The following is a 19,662-nucleotide window of genomic DNA, read 5'->3' on the forward strand; positions in this document are numbered from 1 at the left end:
TCCCGTCAACCCTTCATCGCGCTCACGTCTTCGACCGCGATCGAGCCGCGGTTGCGGAAGAAGACGACAAGAATGGCAAGACCGATCGCGGCTTCAGCGGCTGCGACCGTCAGCACGAACAGGGCGAACACCTGTCCGACGAGGTCATGCAGCGCCGCCGAGAAAGCGACGAAGTTGATGTTGACCGCAAGCAGGATAAGCTCGATCGACATCAGGATGACGATGATGTTGCGGCGGTTCAGGAAGATGCCGAACACGCCGAGCGTGAACAGGATCGCCGATACGGTCAGATAATGTGCAATGCCGACGACCATCTCAGATGCCCTCGCCCGATTTGACCTTGCGGATTTCCATGCCCGTCGCCGGCGTGCGGCCGACCTGCGCGGCGATCGACTGCCGCTTGACGCCTTCCTTGTGGCGCAGCGTCAAGACGATGGCGCCGATCATGGCGACCAGCAGCACCAGGCCGGAAATCTGGAAATAATAGAGGTAGTCCGTATAGAGGATGTCGCCGAGCGCCGCCGTGTTGGAGCGCGTGGCGAGATCCGGCGTTGCCTTGGCGACGGTCGAGGCAAGCTGCGGCGCGAATGTGTAGCCGCCGAGCACTATGATCAGTTCCGCCGCCAGGATCAGCCCGACCAGCGCGCCGATCGGCGCATATTGCAGCGCGCCCTGCTTCATCTCGGCGAAGTCGACGTCGAGCATCATGACGACGAACAGGAACAGCACCATCACCGCGCCGACATAGACGACGAGCAGGATCATCGCCAGGAACTCGGCGCCGGTCAGCATGAACAGGCCGGCGGCGTTGAAGAAGGTGAGGATCAGGAACAGCACGGAATGCACGGGGTTGCGCGACGAAATGACCATGAAGGCCGACGCCACGGCGATAAAGGCGAAGAGGTAGAAAAAGGCCGCCTCTAATCCACTCAGCATGGGTTCCCCCGGGTTCCTGTCGGATTGGACATTCGCCCTCTCCATTGTCTGTGGCTTCGTTCCGCCTCCGGTAGCGAAGCCGCGTGTTCCTTAGACGAGGCCCCTCGCCCCGTCCATGCGTCAAATGTCAGCGATAGGGCGAGTCGAGCGCGATGTTGCGCGCCAGCTCCCGCTCCCAGCGATCGCCGTTCGCCAGCAGCTTTTCCTTGTTGTAGTAAAGCTCCTCGCGCGTCTCGGTCGCGAATTCGAAATTCGGCCCCTCGACGATGGCGTCGACGGGGCAGGCTTCCTGGCAGAAGCCGCAATAGATGCATTTCACCATGTCGATGTCGTAGCGCACGGCGCGGCGCGTGCCGTCATTGCGGCGCGGCCCGGCTTCGATGGTGATGGCCTGCGCCGGGCAGATCGCTTCGCAGAGCTTGCAGGCGATGCAGCGTTCCTCGCCGTTCGGGTAACGGCGCAGCGCATGCTCGCCACGGAAGCGCGGGCTGGTCGGCCCCTTCTCATGCGGATAGTTGATCGTTTCCTTCGGCGCGAAGAACTGGCGCATCGAAAGGAAGAAGGCGCTGACGAAATCCTTCAGCAGCAGCGACTTTGCGGCCTGGGCCAGAGCACTCATTCAGCACCCCCAAATAATTGAATTGCGGCGACAGCGCCAACAAACCCGAACAGGATCGGCATCATAAAGCGATACGCAACTCGCGTGAGCGACGCCACTTTCCGCATGTCCCAACCAAATACGGGAACTTGATAATTTGCGGAGATCCTCTGTCCCTGCTGTCGCAACACGTAAGGCAGCACAACAACATTGCCGAGAAAGGCAACAAGTAAGCCAGCAACAGCTCCCACAAAACCTGCGGAGATATCGCCCATCACGCAAACCCTGTGATCTTGAGGAAGGCCGCGGTGGCCACGACCATGAACAGCGAGATCGGCAGGAATACTTTCCAGCCCAGCCGCATCAGCTGGTCGTAGCGGTAGCGCGGCACGAAAGCCTTCACCATCGAGAACATGAAGAACATCAGGCAGATCTTCAGCACGAACCAGATAACGCCCGGTACCCAGGTGAAGGGCGCGAAGTTGAACGGGGGCAGCCAACCGCCGAGGAACAGGATGGTCGCCAGCGCGCACATCAGGACGACGGCGACATACTCGCCGAGGAAGAAGAGCAGGAACGGCGTCGACGAATATTCAACCATATGGCCGGCGACGAGTTCCGATTCCGCCTCCACAAGATCGAAAGGCGGGCGGTTGGTCTCGGCCAGCGCAGAGATGAAGAACACCACGAACATCGGCAGCAGCGACAGCCAGTGCCAGTCGAGGAAGGTGTTGGGCAGGCCGAGCTTGGTGCCGAGACCGTCCTGCTGCGACATGACGATGTCGGAGAGGTTGAGCGAGCCGACGCAGAGCAGCACGGTGACGATGACGAAGCCGATCGAGACTTCGTAGGACACCATCTGCGCGGCCGAGCGCAGCGCGCCGAGGAACGGGTATTTGGAGTTCGAGGCCCAGCCGCCCATGATCACGCCGTAGACCTCGAGCGAGGAGATGGCGAAGACATAGAGGATGCCGACATTGATGTTGGCGATCGCCCATCCCTCGTTGACCGGAATGACCGCCCAGGCCGAGATCGCCAGCACCGCCGACACCAGCGGCGCCAGAAGGAACACGCCCTTGTTGGCGCCCGACGGGATCACCGGCTCCTTGAAGACGAATTTCAGAAGGTCGGCAAAGGCCTGCAGCGTTCCCCACGGACCGACGACGTTCGGCCCACGACGCAATTGCACCGCTGCCCAGATCTTGCGGTCGGCATAGAGCAGGTAAGCGACGCCGATCAGAAGCACGACGATCAGCACGACCGACTTCAGAAGGATCAGCAGCGCCGGCAGCACGTAGAAGGAGAAGAAGGTTTCCATGCTTATTCCGCCGCCTGCTTGAAGCCGCTCTTGGCCAGCGCCGAGCACTCGGCCATCACGGCCGACGCCCGCGCGATCGGGTTGGTGAGATAAAAGTCCTTCACCGGCGAGGTGAAAGTGCCCTTGTTCAGGCGGCCGCCGAGCTTCGCCACCTTGGCGATGTCGTCGCCGCTGCCCGCCTGCACCTGGTCGATGCGGGCGAGATGCGGGAATTCGCCATAGAGCTTGGCGCGCAACTGCGCCAGCGAATCGAAGGGCAGCTTCTTGCCAAGCACGTCGGAGAGCGCCCGCAGGATCGCCCAGTCCTCGCGCGCCTCGCCAGGGGCGAAGCCGGCGCGGTTGGTCTGCTGCACGCGGCCTTCCGTGTTGACATAGGTGCCGGACTTCTCGGTATAGGCGGCGGCCGGCAGGATGACCTTGGCGCGATGCGCGCCGGCATCGCCATGCGTGCCGATATAGACGACGAAGGCGCCGCCGGTCCTGGCCATGTCGATCTCGTCGGCGCCGAGCAGGAACAGCACATCGGTATCGCCCAGCATGCCGGCGACATCCTTGCCGCCCTCGCCCGGCACGAAGCCGACATCGAGGCCGCCGACTCTTGCCGCGGCGTTGTGCAGCACCGCAAAACCGTTCCAGTCGGCGGTGACCGCGTTGACGGCGGCCGCGAGCTTTGCCGCCTGGCCGAGCACCGCCGCGCCGTCCGTGCGCGCCAGCGCGCCCTGGCCGACGATGATCAGCGGATGCGTGGCCTTGCTCAGCACCTCGAAGAATTTGCCGTTGCCGTCGGCCAGGCCCTTCAGGGATTCGGGGCCGGCGCCGATCAACTCATAGTCATAGCGGGTGTCGCCGATCTCGCCGATCACGCCGACCGGCAGGTTGCCGACGCGCCAGCGCTTGCGGATGCGGGCGTTGAGCACCGAGGCCTCGAAGCGCGGATTGGCGCCGATGATCAGCACCGCGTCGGCCTGCTCGATGCCTTCGATGGTCGGATTGAAGATGTAGCTGGCGCGGCCGAGCGACGGATCGAGCGCGGCACCATCCTGGCGGCAGTCGATGTTCTTCGAGCCGAGCGCCGCCATCAAAAGCTTGAGCGCGTAGATTTCCTCGACCGCCGCGAGGTCGCCGGCGATCGCGCCGATCCGCTCGGGCGCCGCCTTGCCCACCTCGTCCTTGATGGCGGCGAAGGCTTCCGCCCAGCTTGCCGGTGCCAGCTTGCCGTTCTTGCGCACATAGGGGCGGTCGAGGCGCTGCGTGCGCAGGCCGTCCCAGATGAAGCGGGTCTTGTCGGAAATCCACTCCTCGTTCACCGCCTCGTTGACGCGCGGCAGGATGCGCATCACCTCGCGCCCTCTGGAGTCGACGCGGATCGCCGAGCCGACGGCATCCATGACGTCGATCGATTCCGTCTTGGTCAGTTCCCACGGCCGCGCCTGGAACGCGAACGGCTTTGAGGTCAGCGCGCCGACCGGGCAAAGGTCGATGACATTGCCCTGCAGCTCGGAGGTCATCGCCTGTTCGAGATAGGTGGTGATCTCGGCATCCTCGCCGCGGCCGATCAGCCCGAGCTCGGAAATGCCTGCGACCTCGGTGGTGAAGCGGACGCAGCGCGTGCAGTGGATGCAGCGGTTCATCACCGTCTTGACCAGCGGGCCGATATACTTGTCTTCGACCGCCCGCTTGTTCTCGTGATAGCGCGAGGAATCGACGCCGAACGCCATCGCCTGGTCCTGCAGGTCGCACTCGCCGCCCTGATCGCAGATCGGGCAATCGAGCGGATGGTTGATCAGCAGGAATTCCATCACGCCTTCGCGGGCCTTCTTGACCATCGGCGTGTTGGTGAAGATTTCCGGCGGCTCGCCATTCGGGCCGGGACGCAGGTCGCGCACGCCCATGGCGCAGGACGCCTGCGGCTTGGGCGGACCGCCCTTCACCTCGATCAGGCACATGCGGCAATTGCCGGCGATCGACAGCCGCTCGTGGAAGCAGAAGCGCGGCACTTCGGCGCCGGCGTCCTCGGCCGCCTGCAGCAGCGTGTAATGGTCGGGTACCGTGATCTCTTTCCCGTCGACCTTTAGCTTTGCCATTCGCCTCAAATCCCTGCGGATGTCCGCAATCTATCTTTCCGGGCGCGGCTTGAGCCGCGCCCGGTATTTCAATTCACTTGGCCGCGAGCGCCGCCGCTTGCGCAGTCCAGTCGTCGCGGCCGATGCGGCCGGCGAGCGACAGATAATCTTCCACCCAGGCGATCTCTTCCGACGTCCAGGCGGCGATCTGGTCATAAGTCCAGATGCCGAGACCGTTGAGCACCTTCTCCAGTTTCGGTCCGATGCCCGAAATCGCCTTCAGGTCCGAAGGCTTCGCCGGCTTGTCGACGGCCTTCGGCTGCCTGAAATCCTCGGGCATCAGCCCGGTCGCCGCCGGTTGGGCGACAATATCGGCCCCGGTCGCATCGAGCGCCTTCTCGGTCGCGTTCGCCGCGATGTCGGTCACGTCCCTGGCGAAGGTCTGCGCCCTGGCGATCAGGGTCTCGGTCGCCTTGCGCGCCTTGGACGCGTTGGTGGCCGCTTCGCTCTGCGCCTCGAGATCGTCGAGGAACGGCTGGAACATGCGCTGCGAAGCTTCCAGCGCGCCGGTGAAGGCGCCCATCCACATGCCGACGGCATGGTTGGCGAGACCGATGCTGAGCGCCGACATCGCCGCGGCACCCGCGACCGGATGCGCCAGAAGGTTGACGGCGCTGGCCATCTCCTTCGGCATCATCTTGGTCAGGTCCTGGTTCATCTTCTCGAGTTGGTCCAAATCAGGCATGAACGGGTAGGGTATCGAATACGGCGCCATAGAAATCTCCTGGTCGTTTCTTCGTGTGCCCGCCCCAGTTTTTTAGTCTTCGGGCCAAGCCCGTATTTCGAAGTCTTATTCCGCCGCGACCATCACCGGCTCGGCCCGGTGCGCGTTGCGTGAAAACTCGTCGATGCGGCGTTCCACCTCGCCGCGGAAATGCCGCATCAGGCCCTGGATCGGCCAGGCCGCCGCGTCGCCCAGCGCGCAGATCGTGTGACCTTCGACCTGCTTGGTAACGTCGAGCAGCATGTCGATCTCGCGCTTCTGCGCCTCGCCGCGCACCAGACGCTCCATGACCCGCCACATCCAGCCGGTGCCTTCGCGGCACGGCGTGCACTGGCCGCAGCTCTCATGCTTGTAGAAGTAGGAAAGCCTGGCGATCGCCTTCACGATATCCGTCGACTTGTCCATGACGATGACAGCCGCCGTGCCGAGGCCGGATTTGAGGTCGCGCAGCGCATCGAAATCCATCGGCGCGTCCATGATCTGCTCGGCCGGCACCAGCGGCACCGAAGCGCCGCCCGGGATGACCGCGAGCAGATTGTCCCAGCCGCCGCGGATGCCGCCGCAATGCTCCTCGATCAGCTCGCGGAACGGGATCGACATCGCCTCTTCGAAAGTGCACGGATTGTTGACATGGCCCGACACGCAGAACAGCTTGGTGCCGGCATTGTTCGGGCGGCCGAAGGACGAGAACCAGGCGGCGCCGCGGCGCAGGATGGTCGGCGCCACCGCGATCGACTCGACGTTGTTGACGGTGGTCGGGCAGCCATAGAGGCCGACATTGGCCGGGAATGGCGGCTTCAGCCGCGGTTGGCCCTTCTTGCCTTCCAGGCTTTCGAGCAGCGCCGTCTCCTCGCCGCAGATATAGGCGCCGGCGCCGTGATGCATGTAGACGTCGAAGTCGTAGCCGGACGTGTTGTTCTTGCCGATCAGCTTGGCCGCGTAAGCCTCGTCGATGGCGCGCTGCAGCGCCTCGCGCTCGCGGATGAACTCGCCGCGCACATAGATGTAGGCGGCGATCGCGCCCATGGCGAAGCCGGCGACCAGCGCGCCCTCGACCAGCGTGTGCGGATCGTTGCGCAGGATATCGCGGTCCTTGCAGGTGCCGGGCTCGGATTCATCGGCGTTGATGACGAGATAGCTTGGCCGGCCGTCGCTCTGCTTCGGCATGAACGACCATTTCAATCCGGTCGGGAAGCCGGCGCCGCCACGGCCGCGCAGGCCGGACGCCTTCATTTCGTTGACGATCCAGTCGCGCCCCTTGGCGATGAGGCCGGGCGTATCGTCCCAGATGCCGCGCGACTGCGCGCCGGCCAGCGACGTGTCGAAGAGGCCGTAGATGTTGGTGAAGATGCGGTCTTTGTCCTGAAGCATTTTTCGTCCCTCAGACCGGCTTCTTGCCGAAGACGCGGATGTATTCGGCGACGCCGCCCTTGGCGAGCGCCTTGGCCTGTTTCACCCAGTCGTCGCGATCGATGCGGCCGTGGAAGCTGAGATAGCCGTCGACCCATTCGCGCTCGGCCTTCTTCCAGGAGGCGACCTGCGCGAAGGTGTAGATGCCCAACGAATGCAGGGTGCCTTCGATCTTCGGGCCGACGCCGGAGATCAGCTTGAGATCGTCGACCGTTGCCGGGCGCTCGATGCCGGCGGGCCGGTTCTTGTCGTCGAGCGAAGGTTTCGCCGTCTTGGCGACAGGTTGCTTGGTTTCCGGCGCCTTGAAAGCGGAGGCCGGTTCGGCCTTTGTCTTCGGCCCGCTGCGTGGCTTGGAAACCGCTTCGACTTCCGGATCGGCCTGGTTGGCGTTGGCGGCCGAATGGCGCGGCGCCCTGACGCTGGCGCCGTTCTCGGTGGCCGGGGCCACCTTGACCGGCGACGGCGTGTTGAGCGCCGGGCTGGTTTCAGCCGCATGGGTCTTCGGCTTGCTGGATTTTGACGGCGCAACCGGGCCTGAGGCAGCCGGCGCCGAAGCTGCTGGCGCAGTGGATACCGGGGCCGCGGCAGGAGCAGCAGCCGGTGCTGCCGCGGCGGCATCCTTGGCGGCTTTCGCCGCCGCCTTGGCTTCCTTGTCACGCGTCGATTTCAGGATTGCCTTTTCGCTGGTCAGCGTCTTCAAGCCACCGGCCGGCTCGGAGCCGTGGCGGCCGTTCTGCGGTCCAGGCTTGACCTCGGCGCCCTTGCCGGCATCGTAGAGATCGATGATCTCTGCCAACCGCTCGGGCGTCAGGTCCTCGAACGTGTCCTTGAAGATCATGACCATCGGCGCGTTGACGCAGGCGCCGAGGCATTCGACCTCCTCCCACGACAGCGTGCCCTTGTCGTTGGTGTGGAACTGGTCGTGATGGATTTTTGACCGGCACACATCCATCAGCGCTTCCGAGCCGCGCAGCATGCAGGGCGTGGTGCCGCAGACCTGGATATGGGCGCGGGTGCCGACCGGATTGAGCTGGTACTGCGTGTAGAAGGTCGCGACTTCGAGGCCGCGGATGCGCGGCATGCCGAGCATGTCGGAGATCGTCTCGATCGCCGCCTTGGTGACCCAGCCTTCCTGCTCCTGCGCGATCATCAGCAACGGGATGATAGCCGACTGTTCGCGCCCCTTCGGGTATTTGGCGATCCACTGCTGCGCCGCCGCCGCGTTCGCCTTGTTGAAGGCAAAGGAGGCTGGCTGGACACTGGCATCTGCGAGACGGCGGACTGACATTTAGCGATCGACCTCACCAAACACGATGTCGAGGGAGCCAAGCACGGCGGTGACGTCGGCCAGCATGTGGCCGCGGCACAGGAAGTCCATGGCCTGCAGATGCGCGAAACCGGGCGCGCGCAGCTTGCAGCGATAGGGCTTGTTGGTGCCGTCGGAGACCATGTAGACGCCGAACTCGCCCTTCGGCGCCTCGACGGCCGCATACACCTCGCCGGCCGGCACGCGATAGCCCTCGGTGTAGAGCTTGAAGTGGTGGATGAGCGCTTCCATCGATCGCTTCATCGCCTGGCGCTTGGGCGGCACCACCTTGCCGTCGAGGTTAGACACCGGGCCGGCGCTATCCTTGCCGAGCAGGAGGTCGACGCACTGGCGCATGATCCTGGCCGACTGACGCATCTCTTCCATGCGCACCAGGTAACGGTCGTAGCAATCGCCGTTCTTGCCGATCGGGATGTCGAAATCCATCTCGGAATAGCATTCATAGGGCTGCGACTTGCGCAGGTCCCAGGCGGCGCCCGAGCCGCGCACCATCACGCCCGAAAAGCCCCAGGCCCAGGCGTCGGCTAGCGACACGATGCCGATATCGACATTGCGCTGCTTGAAGATGCGGTTGCCGGTCAAAAGCGCATCGAGATCGTCGATCGACTTCAGGAACGGATCGATCCACCTGCCGATATCCTCGACCAGCTTCTGCGGCAGGTCCTGGTGCACGCCGCCCGGCCGGAAATAGGCTGCATGCATGCGCGAGCCGGAGGCGCGCTCGTAGAACACCATTAGCTTTTCGCGCTCGACGAAGCCCCACAGCGGCGGCGTCAGCGCGCCGACGTCCATCGCCTGCGTCGTCACATTGAGGATGTGCGACATGATGCGGCCCATCTCGGAATAGAGCACGCGGATCAACTGACCGCGCTTCGGCACCTCGATGCCGAGCAGCCGCTCGGCGGCCAAAGCGAAGGCATGCTCCTGGTTCATCGGCGCGCAATAGTCGAGCCGGTCCAAATAAGGCACGGCCTGCAGATAGGTTTTGGCCTCGATCAGCTTTTCGGTGCCGCGGTGAAGCAGCCCGATATGCGGATCGACGCGGTCGACCACCTCGCCGTCCAGTTCCAGCACCAGGCGCAAAACGCCATGCGCCGCAGGGTGCTGCGGACCGAAGTTGATGTTGAAGTTGCGGACGGAGGTTTCAGCCATTGTGGCGCCTCAATTCGTCTTGGCTTTTTCATCCCCGGGCAGGACGTAGTCCGTCCCTTCCCAAGGAGAAAGAAAATCAAAATTGCGGAATTCCTGCTTGAGTTCGACCGGCTCGTAGATGACCCGCTTGGCCTCGTCGTCGTAACGAACCTCGACGAAGCCGGTCAGCGGGAAATCCTTGCGCAGCGGATGGCCCTCGAAACCATAGTCGGTGAGAATGCGGCGCAGGTCTGGATGGCCCGAAAACAGCACGCCGTAAAGGTCGTAGGTCTCGCGCTCGAACCAGTCGGCACCGGGATAGACGCCGGTCAGCGACGGCACCAGCGTCTCCTCGTCCGCCTGGACCTTGAGCCGGATGCGCACATTCTGCTTCGGCGACAATAGGTGATAGACGACGTCGAAGCGCCTAGCGCGCGACGGGTAGTCCGCTCCGCAGACGTCGATGATCGAGATGAACTGGCAGCGTGGATCGTCGCGCAGGAAGGTCGCTACCTCGATCAGATTGCCCGGTTCAACCGAAACCGTCAGTTCGCCATAGGCAAGCACGGCTTCGCCGATGCGGCCGGAGAGCTTCTCGCCGAGATAGGTGGAGAGTCCGTTCAACGCCTGGGTCATCGGCTCACCGTTCGATCGTGCCGGTGCGGCGGATCTTCTTCTGCAGAAGGAGAATGCCGTAGAGCAGCGCTTCCGCGCTCGGCGGGCAGCCGGGCACATAGATGTCGACCGGCACGACGCGGTCGCAGCCGCGCACCACCGAATAGGAATAGTGGTAATAGCCGCCGCCATTGGCGCAGGAGCCCATCGAGATGACGTAGCGCGGCTCCGGCATCTGGTCGTAGACCTTGCGCAGCGCCGGCGCCATCTTGTTGGTCAGCGTGCCGGCGACGATCATGATGTCGGACTGGCGCGGCGACGCGCGCGGCGCGACGCCGAAGCGCTCCGAGTCATAGCGCGGCATCGAGGTGTGGATCATCTCGACCGCGCAGCAGGCGAGGCCGAAGGTCATGAACATCAGCGAGCCGCTGCGCGCCCAGGTGATCAGCGCTTCGGTCGAGGTGACAAGGAAACCCTTGTCGGCCAGTTCATTGTTGATTTCGAGGAAGAAGGGATCGTCCTCCCCCACCGGCCTGCCGGTGTTGGGGTCAATGATGCCCTTGGGCTTCGGCGCGACGAGGGTGCCTGAACTGTCGTTCAATCCCATTCCAGCGCTCCTTTTTTCCATTCATAGGCAAAGCCGATGGTCAGCACCGCCAGGAACACCATCATCGACCAGAAGCCGAGCATGCCGACCTTGGAGAAGGAGACCGCCCACGGGAACAGGAAGGCGACCTCGAGATCGAAGATGATGAACAGGATCGACACCAGGTAGAAGCGGATGTCGAATTTCATACGGGCGTCGTCAAACGAGTTGAAGCCGCATTCATAGGCGGAAAGCTTCTCCGGATCGGGATTGCGGTAGGCCACCAGGAACGGCGCTATGAGCAGCGCAAGGCCGACGACCAGCGCCACGGCGATGAACAGGACGATCGGCAGATATGAACTCAGGAGTGCGCTCATGCGGCGGCTTTCCTTAGGCGGGCAGTTCACTTTGATTACAGCAACGAACTCTAATGCGGAAGCGTGACAGTTTAACCGCTGAACCGTTTTAAGGGGCCCATGCTGCAACGCGGCGAGGGTTAGCGCAGCGGTTTCGGTGACGCAAGTCAAACCTTGTTCAAATCGCGGCCCTGGACGCCTTATCGGAAGAAACTGGTCCGATCCGCTCCTGTTTGATTTCCTTCGCTTTTTACTCCACTTTTCTCTCCTGACATATCTCCCGCCATTTGCCTGCTAGCATCGCCGGAATCACCGGCTAAAAATCCGGCAAATGATCAGGGCAAGGGCGCCTCGATGAAGGACAAGATTTCGCTGGCCATGGCGAGGCGCATTGCGCTCGGAGCACAGGGGTTCAACGACCCAAGGCCCGGCGGCGTTCCGGATCGCCGCCACCTTGCGCGCGTGCTTTCACGAACCGGCCTGTTGCAGATCGATTCCGTCAGCGCTGTGGTGCGCGCTCATTATATGCCGCTCTATTCTCGCCTCGGCCCCTACCCGCTTGCGCTGCTCGACAACGCCGCGGTCACCCGCAAGCGCGCGGTCTTTGAGTATTGGGCGCATGAGGCGTCGTTCCTGCCTGTCGAAACCTACCCTTTGATGCGCTGGCGCATGCTGCGCGCCGAGCAGGGCGACGAGATGTATCTCGGCCTGGCGAAATGGGGCCGGGAGCGCAAGGCGATGATCGACGAGATCTATGCGCAGGTCGCCGAACGCGGCCCGATCGCCGCGTCCGACATCGAAGGCCACAAGGGCAATGGCGGCTGGTGGGGCTGGAGCGAGGCCAAGCACGCTTTCGAATGGCTGTTCTGGGCCGGACGCATCACCACCGCCTACCGGCGCGGCTTCGAACGCTATTACGACCTGCCCGAGCGCGTTTTGCCGCAGGCCGTACTCGACCTGCCGGTACCCTCGGTCGAGGACGCGCATCGCGAATTGCTGCGCATCTCGGCCCGCGCCCATGGCATCGCCACCTATGGCGACCTTCGCGACTATTTTCGTCTCGCGCCGGGCGATACGAAAGACCGCATCGAGGAACTGGTCGAAGCGGGCGAACTGCTGCCTGTGAAGGTCGAGAGCTGGGACAAGACCGCCTATCTCCACAAGGACGCCCGCTTTCCACGCCGGATAGAGGCCCGCGCCCTGCTCGCCCCCTTCGATCCCGTCGTCTTCGAGCGCACCCGGACGGAAAAACTCTTCGGCTTCCGCTACCGCATCGAGATCTACACGCCGGCCGAAAAGCGCCAATACGGCTACTACGTGCTGCCCTTCCTGCTTGGCGACCGCATCGTCGCCCGTGTCGATCTGCGAGCCGATCGGCCGGCGAGCGTGCTGCGCGTCCATGCCGCCTTTGCAGAGGCCGGCGCCCCCGCCGAAACGGTCGCCCAGCTCTTCGACGAATTGAAGCAGATGCAGGCATGGCTCGGCCTGGAGGCGATCGAAGTGACGCCGGCCGGCGACCTCGGGCCGGCGCTGGCCGACATCGCGGTGTCGTAGCCGTGCGTTGACATGCACCCGGCCATAAGCCTAAATCCGCCGCAGACGGTCTTCTCCCGGCAAAGGGAGGAGCCAAGAGGGAATGCGGTGCGGGCCAACGCCCAAATCCGCGGCTGTCCCCGCAACTGTAAGCGACGAGCCCCGGCCGAAAACCACTGGGATGTTCCCGGGAAGGCGGCCTTCAAGGCGACGACTCGCGAGCCAGGAGACCTGCCGTCTGAGACTTTAAGTATCCGAATGCCCGGCGGGTTTTCCGGGCAAGGAGCCTGGTTTTGGATCGCAACGGCAGTTTCCCGGCAAATAGTGCGGATATTTCGTCCGAGCCCGACGCGCTGGCCGGCGTGACCGTCATCGTCTGCTCCTCCTGCCGCGACGAAACCGGCTCGGACGCCCATCCGCGTCCCGGCGCGCTGCTGGCTGAAGACACGCGCCGTGCCGCCTCCGGTGAAAACGTCCGCATCCGCACCGTCGAATGCCTCGGCAATTGCAAGCGCCGGCTGAGCGCCGCGCTGCTGCGCGACGGCTGCTGGAGCTATGTCTTCGGCGATCTGACCCCGACCAGCGGCGCCGACCTCATCGCCGGCGCAAAGCTCTTCGCCATCTCGACCGACGGCCTGATCCCCTGGCGCGGCCGGCCCGATTCCCTCAAGCGCGGCCTGGTTGCCCGCATCCCTCCCCTCGACATGCTGAAGGACTGACCATGAACGCTTCCGTTTCCCGTGTTCCCTGCACCGTCGTCACCGGCTTCCTCGGCGCCGGCAAGACGACGCTGATCCGCAACCTGCTCGAGAACGCCAAGGGCAAGCGGCTGGCGATCATCGTCAACGAGTTCGGCGATGTCGGCATCGACGGCGAGATACTGAAAGGCTGCGGCGTCGACACCTGCCCAGAGGAAAACATCGTCGAGCTCGCCAATGGCTGCATCTGCTGCACCGTGGCCGACGATTTCGTGCCGGCGCTCGACCAGATCCTGTCGCTCAACCCCAAGGTCGACCACATCCTGATCGAGACCTCCGGCCTCGCTCTGCCGAAGCCGCTGGTCCAGGCCTTCCAGTGGCCGACGGTGAAGAGCCGCGTCACGGTCGACGGGGTCCTCGCCGTTGTTGATGGCCCGGCGCTGGCCGACGGCCGCGTCGCTTCCGACATGGATGCCCTGCAGGCCCAGCGCGCCGCGGACGTGACGCTCGACCATGACGATCCGGTCGAAGAGGTATTCGAGGACCAGATTGCCTGCGCCGACCTGATCATCCTGTCGAAGAGCGACCTGATGGATGCGGCCGGATCGCAGCGCGCCAACGCCGTCATCGGCAAGCACGTCGCGCGCGCCGTGAAGATCGTTCCGACCGCGCAAGGCAAGGTCGACCCGTCGGTGCTGCTCGGCCTCGGGCTCGCCGTCGAGGACGACATCGAGAACCGCAAGACGCACCACGACGACGAGCTCGACCATGAGCATGACGATTTCGATTCCTTCGTCATCGACATCCCGTCGGTTGCCAACCCCGATGAGCTGGCCAATCGCGTCGCCCTTGCCGCAGAGCAGGAAAACGTGCTGCGCGTCAAAGGTTTCGTCGAGGTCGGCGGCAAGCCGATGCGCCTCCTGCTCCAGGCCGTTGGCCCGCGCGTCAACCACTATTATGACCGCGCCTGGACGGCGGATGACGACCGCCGCTCGCGGCTCGTCGTCATCGGCCTCAAGGGGCTGAACCGCCCGGCGATCGAACGTATCCTCGCCGGCTGAGACCAACACCAAAGCGATGCATATCCTCACCACGACATCCGCTTCGCTCGACGATCTCGCCGAGCCGGTCGACCTCAGGCAGACGCCTGCGGATGTGGTGGCCCTGTCCTTCACCGACAGCGACCTCGCCGGTCTGGCCGCCGCCTGGAAGGCCGATGCCGCGCGGCTGCCCGCGATGCGGCTTGCGGCGCTGCGCGACCTTCGCCACCCGATGTCGGTGGATCTTTGGATCGACAGCGTCGCCCGCCACGCCAAGGTCGTCCTGGTGCGCATCCTCGGCGGCTATGAGTGGTGGCGCTATGGCTGCGACCAGCTCGCCGCGGTCGCGCGCGAGCGCGGCATCAAGCTGGCGCTGCTGCCCGGCGAAAGCCATGACGAGGACCAGCGGCTGATCGAAGGCTCGACGCTGCCGCGTGCCGAGCTCGACGCGCTGCTCGGCTATTTCCGCGAAGGCGGGCCGGCCAATATGGCGGCGCTGGTGCAAAGGCTGGCAAGGCTTGCGGGGGCTGAGGCGGCCGTGGTTGATGCGGTCAGTGTGCCGAAGGCGGGGTATTATGAGCCGGGAGTTGGTGTCGTCGAGAAGTCGAACGTTTCAAGGGTCGGCATTCCTTCGCACCCCCCTCTGTCCTGCCGGACATCTCCCCCGCAAGGGGGGAGATCAGCCGTCACCCAAGCCGGCTCTATCTCTGCTTCGTCAAATATCGAGCTAGCTGAAACATCTACAGTTGGCGAAACCGTCGACCACAGAGCAATCTCCCCCCTTGCGGGGGAGATGTCCGGCAGGACAGAGGGGGGTGTGACGGAACTCGGCGTCGACAATTTCGCAGTCGTCCCCATCCTCTTCTACCGTTCCATGCTGCTTGCCGCAGACATCGCGCCGATCGACGCTCTGGCGGAAGCGTTGAAGCAGCAAGGCATGGCCCCTGTGCCGATCTTCGTGTCCAGCCTCAAGGATCCGGCGTCCTTAGCCTTCGTCGAAAACGCGATCGCCTCGCTGAACCCTGCGGCCATTGTCACCGCGACCGCCTTCGCCTCCGGTGCGGAGCCCGGCATCGAGACTCTGTTCGACCGCGCCGGCGTGCCAGTGTTCCAGGTCATCGTCGCCACAACGAGACGCGAGGTCTGGGAAAAGAATCAGCGCGGCCTGGCGCCCGCCGATCTCGCCATGCACGTTGTATTGCCCGAGCTCGACGGCCGCATCCTGGCCGGCGCCATCTCGTTCAAGGACGAGGTCGAAACCGACCCGGCGCTCGCCTTCCGCGCCTTCGCCAACCGGCCGGAGGCCGATCGCGTCGAGCAGGTCGCCAGGCGGATCGCTGCCTTTATCCGCCTGCAGCGGACCGAGCGGGCCGAGCGCAAGCTGGCGATCCTGATCCCCGATTATCCCAGCGCGCCCGGGCGGACCGGCTATGCCGTCGGGCTGGATGTGCCGTCAAGCGTGCTCGCCATGCTGCATGACCTGAAGGAACAGGGCTATGCGGTTGACGGGATTCCGCAATCGCCGCGGCGATTGCTGGATGTGTTGGAGGTGGGTGGGCTTGGCCTTGCCTTGACGGATTACATTGCCTTTTCAGCCGAATTGCCGGAGGCAGCACGAGCTTTGGTTGAGGCGGCGTGGGGCAAGTTGGAAGGGGTAGGTTTGCGCGAGGCCCCCCTCTCTGTCCTGCCGGACATCTCCCCCTCAAGGGGGGAGATTATTCCTTCACCTCGGCTTTCGCCAATTTCCGGCCTAGCAAGGGGAAAGCCGGCGCCCCAACCGCCAATCTCCCCCCTTGAGGGGGAGATGTCCGGCAGGACAGAGAGGGGGGCGACAGAACGCCTACCTTCGCAGGCCAGCCCCGAAAACCGCTTCCCCTTCCGCGCCGCCACCTTCGGCAACGTCACCGTGGCGCTGGCCCCCGACCGCGGCCGCTCGGCCGACCGCCGCGCCGATTACCACGACCCGACGCTTCCCCCGCGCCACGAGTTGATCGCCTTCGGCCTCTGGCTGCAAAAATCGCTCGGCGCGCATGCCATCATCCATGTCGGCGCGCATGGCACGCTGGAATGGCTGCCAGGCAAGACGGTGGCGCTATCCGACACCTGCTTCCCCGAGATCGTCACTGGGTCGTTGCCGGTCATCTATCCCTTCATCGTTTCCAATCCCGGCGAGGCCGCGCAGGCCAAGCGCCGCATCTCGGCCGTCACGCTTGGCCATCTGCCGCCGCCGCTGACCGGCGCAGGCCTCGACGAGGTCCAACAGAAGCTGGAGCGCTTGGTCGATGAATATGCCCAGGCCGACGGCCTCGACCGCCGCCGCCGCGACCGTCTGGCTAGGCTGATCGTCGAGACGGCGCAAAGGACCGGCCTGGCCTCCGAAGCCGGCGTTGCCGGCACAGACGCTCCAGACGAAGCGCTGCGCCGCATCGATGCCTGGCTCTGCGACCTCAAGGACTTCGCCGTCAAGGATGGGCTGCATGTCTATGGCCGCGCGCCGGAGGACGAGGTCGATCCACTGCGCCGGCAAAGCGCCGAAGCCGAGAAGTCTGCCCTGCTCACCGCGCTCGACGGCCGCCACATCAAGGCAGGTCCCGCCGGCGCGCCGGCGCGCGGTCGCTCCGATGTGCTGCCCACCGGCCGCAACCTCTTCACCTCCGATCCGCGCGCCATGCCGACGCCGACTGCTTACGATCTCGGCCAGGCGGCAGCGGAAGAAGTGGTGCGCAGCTATATGCAAAGCCACGGCGACTGGCCGCGCTCGCTGGTCATCGATCTTTGGGGCTCGGCCTCCTTGCGCACGGGCGGCGAGGAGATCGCGCAAGGGTTGGCGCTGATGGGCTGCCGGCCGCAATGGGATGCCGCCACCGGCCGCGTCACCGGCATCGAGGTGCTGCCGCCGGCGGCGCTCGGCCGCCCGCGCGTCGACGTCACCTGGCGCATCTCCGGCCTGTTCCGCGACATGTTTCCGACCCAGATCGCGCTGATCGACGCCGCCGCCAACGCCGTCGCCAGCCGCGACGAGGACGATACCGAGAACCCGCTCGCCGCGACGACACGCGTTCAGGGCAAGATCGGCCCGCGCATTTTCGGCACTTCGCCCGGCACCTATGGCGCCGGCGTCGAGGACCTGCTGTCGCGCGGCGAATGGGGCGCGCGCGAAGAGATCGGCCGCGCCTATCTCGACGCCACCTCGCATGCCTATGGCGGCGCCGAAGGCGAGGCGGTCTCGGCGCCCGGCGCCTTCGAGGGACGGATCGCGGAAGCCGATCTCCTCGTCCACACCGGCGACGATCCCGGCCGCGACATCCTCGAAGGCTCGGCCGACGTCGCCTTCATCGGCGGCTTTTCGGCCGCCCTTGCCGCGCTCGGCCGCAATGCCGACGTCATCGTGCTCGACACGACCGACCCGAAAAAGCCGAAGCCGCGTTCGGTCGGCGAAGCCGTGTCCCGCGTGGTCCGCGCCCGCGCCGTCAACCCGCGTTTCATCGCCGGCCAGATGCGCCATGGCCCGCGCGGCGCCTCCGAATTCGCCGAGACCGTCGATCGGCTGGTCGGTTTCGCCGAGACCACCCATGCCATATCAGGCGCGCTGATCGAGGCGGTGCATGACGCCTATGTCGGCGACCCGGACGTCCGCGCCTTCCTGCTGCGCGAGAACCCGGCCGCCGCCAAGGTCATCGCCGAGCGTTTTCTCGCTGCGCGGCGGCGCGGCCTCTGGCATCCGCTCAGGAATTCCATCGACGACGACCTCGCGGCCCTGATCGCCGAGGCCCAGGCAAGCGGGGTGGCGGCATGAACGCCTTTTCGCGCCGCGGCGCCTGCCCTGCGCTGAGCGCACCGATGCAAACCGGCGACGGGCTTTTGGTGCGGCTCAATCCGGTTGCTGGAGGACTTGCCCCGAAGTCGCTGATCGGACTCGGCGAATCCGCCTTGCGCCACGGCAACGGCATCATGGAAGTGACCGCGCGCGGCAGCCTGCAGATCCGTGGTTTGACGGCGGACAGCGCGCGGCTGCTGGCGGCGGAGGTGGATGCACTTGGCATTGCCGTGCGCAGCGGCGTGCCGGTCGAAGTCGGGCCGCTGGCGGGAATCGATCCGCAGGAGATTGCCGACCCGCGCCCTCTGGCTGAGCGGATCAGGATGGTGATCGAAGAGGCTGGGCTGACGGCTCGGCTGGGGCCGAAGATATCTGTGGTTGTCGACGGCGGCGGACAGCTGACGATGGATGCCGTGACGGCGGATGTGCGGCTGAAGGCGGTGCGGACCAGCACTAGCCTCCAGTGGAGCGTATCGATTGCCGGCGACGGGCGCAGTGCGAAGCCACTCGCGACAGTCGATGAAGATGCGGCGCGCGACATTGCCGTCGCGGCTCTTAGGATGGTCGCTGAAAAAGGGCGCGAGGCGCATACGCGGGATTTGTCGGAGCGGCAGCTTATTTCACTCGCAAGTTGGCACTCCGTCACCCCCCTCTCTGTCCTGCCGGACATCTCCCCCTCTAGGGGGGAGATTGGCAGTTCCCGCGCCGGCTCTCCACTTTCGGCGTTGGAGATTGGCGAAAGCCGCGATGACAAGGCAATCTCCCCCCTTGAGGGGGAGATGTCCGGCAGGACAGAGAGGGGGGCGCGGGAACGCCAACCCGCGGGACGTCCCATTGGCCTATTCAGTCTAGGCAGCAACACCGCCCTCGGTATCGCCCTGCCCTACGGCAGCATGCCGGCGCAAAACCTCATCGATCTCGCCAGCCAAGCCGCAAACCTCGGCGCCACCGAAATCCGCCTCGCCCCAGGCCGCGCCTTGCTCTTCCTCGGCCTCTCCGCCCTCTCCTCCCTGCAAACCTCCGCCGCCACCCTCGGCTTCGTCACCGACCCCACGGACCCACGCACCCGCATCGCCGCTTGCCCAGGCGCGCCGGCCTGCGCTTCCGGCCGTATCGCCACGCGCGCCATCGCCGAAACCATTGCAAAACAAAGCCCCGGCCTCATCGACGCCTCGCTGACGCTCCACGTTTCCGGCTGCGCCAAGGGCTGCGCGCATCCCGGCGCGGCGGCACTGACCCTGGTTGGCGACGAAAACGGAGCCGGACTTGTCGTGGACGGGACGGCAAAGGCCCTTCCTGCCGCGTACAGGCCGGGCTATGACGCCGCGCGCGGGGTCGCCGGCATTGCGGCGGCGATCCACGACGCACGACATCAAGGCGAGACTGCCGCCGCCTGCCTGGCAAGGCTTGGCGCGGCCGGCATCGCCGAACTCTATCGACGGAACTGAAA

General features: G+C 65.0%; 18 protein-coding genes and 1 riboswitch. Of the genes, 5 read left to right on the top strand and 13 right to left on the bottom strand.

Translation table 11 applies throughout. The features are described 5' to 3' along the window. Positions 1-5: 5 nt before the first annotated feature. The 13 genes from nuoK to FJW07_RS11435 all read right to left on the bottom strand — a co-directional run bounded on the left by nuoK (position 6) and on the right by FJW07_RS11435 (position 11,145). Positions 6-314 carry an NADH-quinone oxidoreductase subunit NuoK gene (nuoK, locus tag FJW07_RS11375; RefSeq protein WP_027168992.1) on the bottom strand — a complete coding sequence of 103 codons (309 nt, stop codon included), beginning with the start codon at positions 312-314 and terminating at the stop codon, positions 6-8. Between the two features lies 1 nt (position 315). Continuing rightward, positions 316-936, bottom strand: coding sequence for an NADH-quinone oxidoreductase subunit J (locus FJW07_RS11380; protein WP_041007645.1), 621 nt, complete (start codon positions 934-936; stop codon positions 316-318). A 127-nt stretch (positions 937-1,063) separates the two neighbouring features. After that, a complete protein-coding gene (gene nuoI / locus FJW07_RS11385) occupies positions 1,064-1,555 on the bottom strand; it encodes an NADH-quinone oxidoreductase subunit NuoI (RefSeq protein ID WP_140856445.1) in 492 nt (163 codons plus the stop codon). Next, on the bottom strand, positions 1,552-1,809 hold the full coding sequence (locus FJW07_RS11390; RefSeq protein WP_140653627.1) for a hypothetical protein: 258 nt from the start codon (positions 1,807-1,809) through the stop codon (positions 1,552-1,554). Before FJW07_RS11390 ends, nuoI begins: the two co-directional genes overlap by 4 nt. Beyond that, on the bottom strand, positions 1,809-2,852 hold the full coding sequence (gene nuoH, locus FJW07_RS11395) for an NADH-quinone oxidoreductase subunit NuoH (RefSeq protein ID WP_140801721.1): 1,044 nt from the start codon (positions 2,850-2,852) through the stop codon (positions 1,809-1,811). The genes FJW07_RS11390 and nuoH overlap by 1 nt, the downstream gene beginning before the upstream one ends. Positions 2,853-2,854: 2 nt before the next feature. Next, on the bottom strand, positions 2,855-4,936 hold the full coding sequence (nuoG, locus tag FJW07_RS11400) for an NADH-quinone oxidoreductase subunit NuoG (RefSeq protein ID WP_140856447.1): 2,082 nt from the start codon (positions 4,934-4,936) through the stop codon (positions 2,855-2,857). A 73-nt stretch (positions 4,937-5,009) separates the two neighbouring features. Beyond that, positions 5,010-5,690, bottom strand: a complete 681-nt coding sequence (locus FJW07_RS11405; protein WP_140856449.1) for an NADH-ubiquinone dehydrogenase — start codon at positions 5,688-5,690, stop codon at positions 5,010-5,012. A gap of 75 nt (positions 5,691-5,765) precedes the next feature. Then, complete coding sequence (gene nuoF, locus FJW07_RS11410; RefSeq protein ID WP_140856451.1) at positions 5,766-7,070, bottom strand: NADH-quinone oxidoreductase subunit NuoF; 1,305 nt, start codon at positions 7,068-7,070, stop codon at positions 5,766-5,768. Between the two features lie 10 nt (positions 7,071-7,080). Next, entirely contained in the window at positions 7,081-8,397 is a 1,317-nt protein-coding gene (locus FJW07_RS11415; protein ID WP_140856453.1) for an NADH-quinone oxidoreductase subunit E, read from the bottom strand. Beyond that, a complete protein-coding gene (locus tag FJW07_RS11420; RefSeq protein WP_140856455.1) occupies positions 8,398-9,588 on the bottom strand; it encodes an NADH-quinone oxidoreductase subunit D in 1,191 nt (396 codons plus the stop codon). A 9-nt stretch (positions 9,589-9,597) separates the two neighbouring features. Further along, positions 9,598-10,203, bottom strand: coding sequence for an NADH-quinone oxidoreductase subunit C (locus FJW07_RS11425; protein WP_140856457.1), 606 nt, complete (start codon positions 10,201-10,203; stop codon positions 9,598-9,600). A gap of 4 nt (positions 10,204-10,207) precedes the next feature. Next, complete coding sequence (locus FJW07_RS11430) at positions 10,208-10,789, bottom strand: NADH-quinone oxidoreductase subunit B (RefSeq protein ID WP_015317338.1); 582 nt, start codon at positions 10,787-10,789, stop codon at positions 10,208-10,210. Further along, positions 10,780-11,145 carry an NADH-quinone oxidoreductase subunit A gene (locus tag FJW07_RS11435; RefSeq protein ID WP_140644309.1) on the bottom strand — a complete coding sequence of 122 codons (366 nt, stop codon included), beginning with the start codon at positions 11,143-11,145 and terminating at the stop codon, positions 10,780-10,782. Before FJW07_RS11435 ends, FJW07_RS11430 begins: the two co-directional genes overlap by 10 nt. A gap of 333 nt (positions 11,146-11,478) precedes the next feature. Here FJW07_RS11435 and FJW07_RS11440 point away from each other — a divergent pair, with 333 nt between their 5' ends. The 5 genes from FJW07_RS11440 to cobG all read left to right on the top strand — a co-directional run bounded on the left by FJW07_RS11440 (position 11,479) and on the right by cobG (position 19,660). Further along, positions 11,479-12,678 carry a winged helix-turn-helix domain-containing protein gene (locus FJW07_RS11440; RefSeq protein WP_140856459.1) on the top strand — a complete coding sequence of 400 codons (1,200 nt, stop codon included), beginning with the start codon at positions 11,479-11,481 and terminating at the stop codon, positions 12,676-12,678. A gap of 29 nt (positions 12,679-12,707) precedes the next feature. Further along, positions 12,708-12,911, top strand: a riboswitch (cobalamin riboswitch). Positions 12,912-12,950: 39 nt separating this feature from the next. Next, on the top strand, positions 12,951-13,376 hold the full coding sequence (locus FJW07_RS11445; protein ID WP_140856460.1) for a DUF1636 family protein: 426 nt from the start codon (positions 12,951-12,953) through the stop codon (positions 13,374-13,376). 2 nt (positions 13,377-13,378) lie between these two features. Continuing rightward, positions 13,379-14,416 (top strand): cobalamin biosynthesis protein CobW, encoded by a 1,038-nt coding sequence (gene cobW / locus FJW07_RS11450; RefSeq protein WP_140856462.1) that lies wholly within the window; start codon positions 13,379-13,381, stop codon positions 14,414-14,416. Positions 14,417-14,432: 16 nt separating this feature from the next. Beyond that, the gene (locus tag FJW07_RS11455; protein ID WP_140856464.1) at positions 14,433-18,191 is read left to right on the top strand and encodes a cobaltochelatase subunit CobN; all 3,759 of its coding nucleotides are present in this window, start codon (positions 14,433-14,435) and stop codon (positions 18,189-18,191) included. Then, positions 18,188-19,660, top strand: coding sequence for a precorrin-3B synthase (cobG, locus tag FJW07_RS11460; protein ID WP_140856466.1), 1,473 nt, complete (start codon positions 18,188-18,190; stop codon positions 19,658-19,660). The genes FJW07_RS11455 and cobG overlap by 4 nt, the downstream gene beginning before the upstream one ends. The last annotated feature ends 2 nt before the right edge of the window (positions 19,661-19,662 follow it).

The organism is Mesorhizobium sp. B3-1-9, from assembly GCF_006439595.1.
GTDB lineage: Bacteria > Pseudomonadota > Alphaproteobacteria > Rhizobiales > Rhizobiaceae > Mesorhizobium.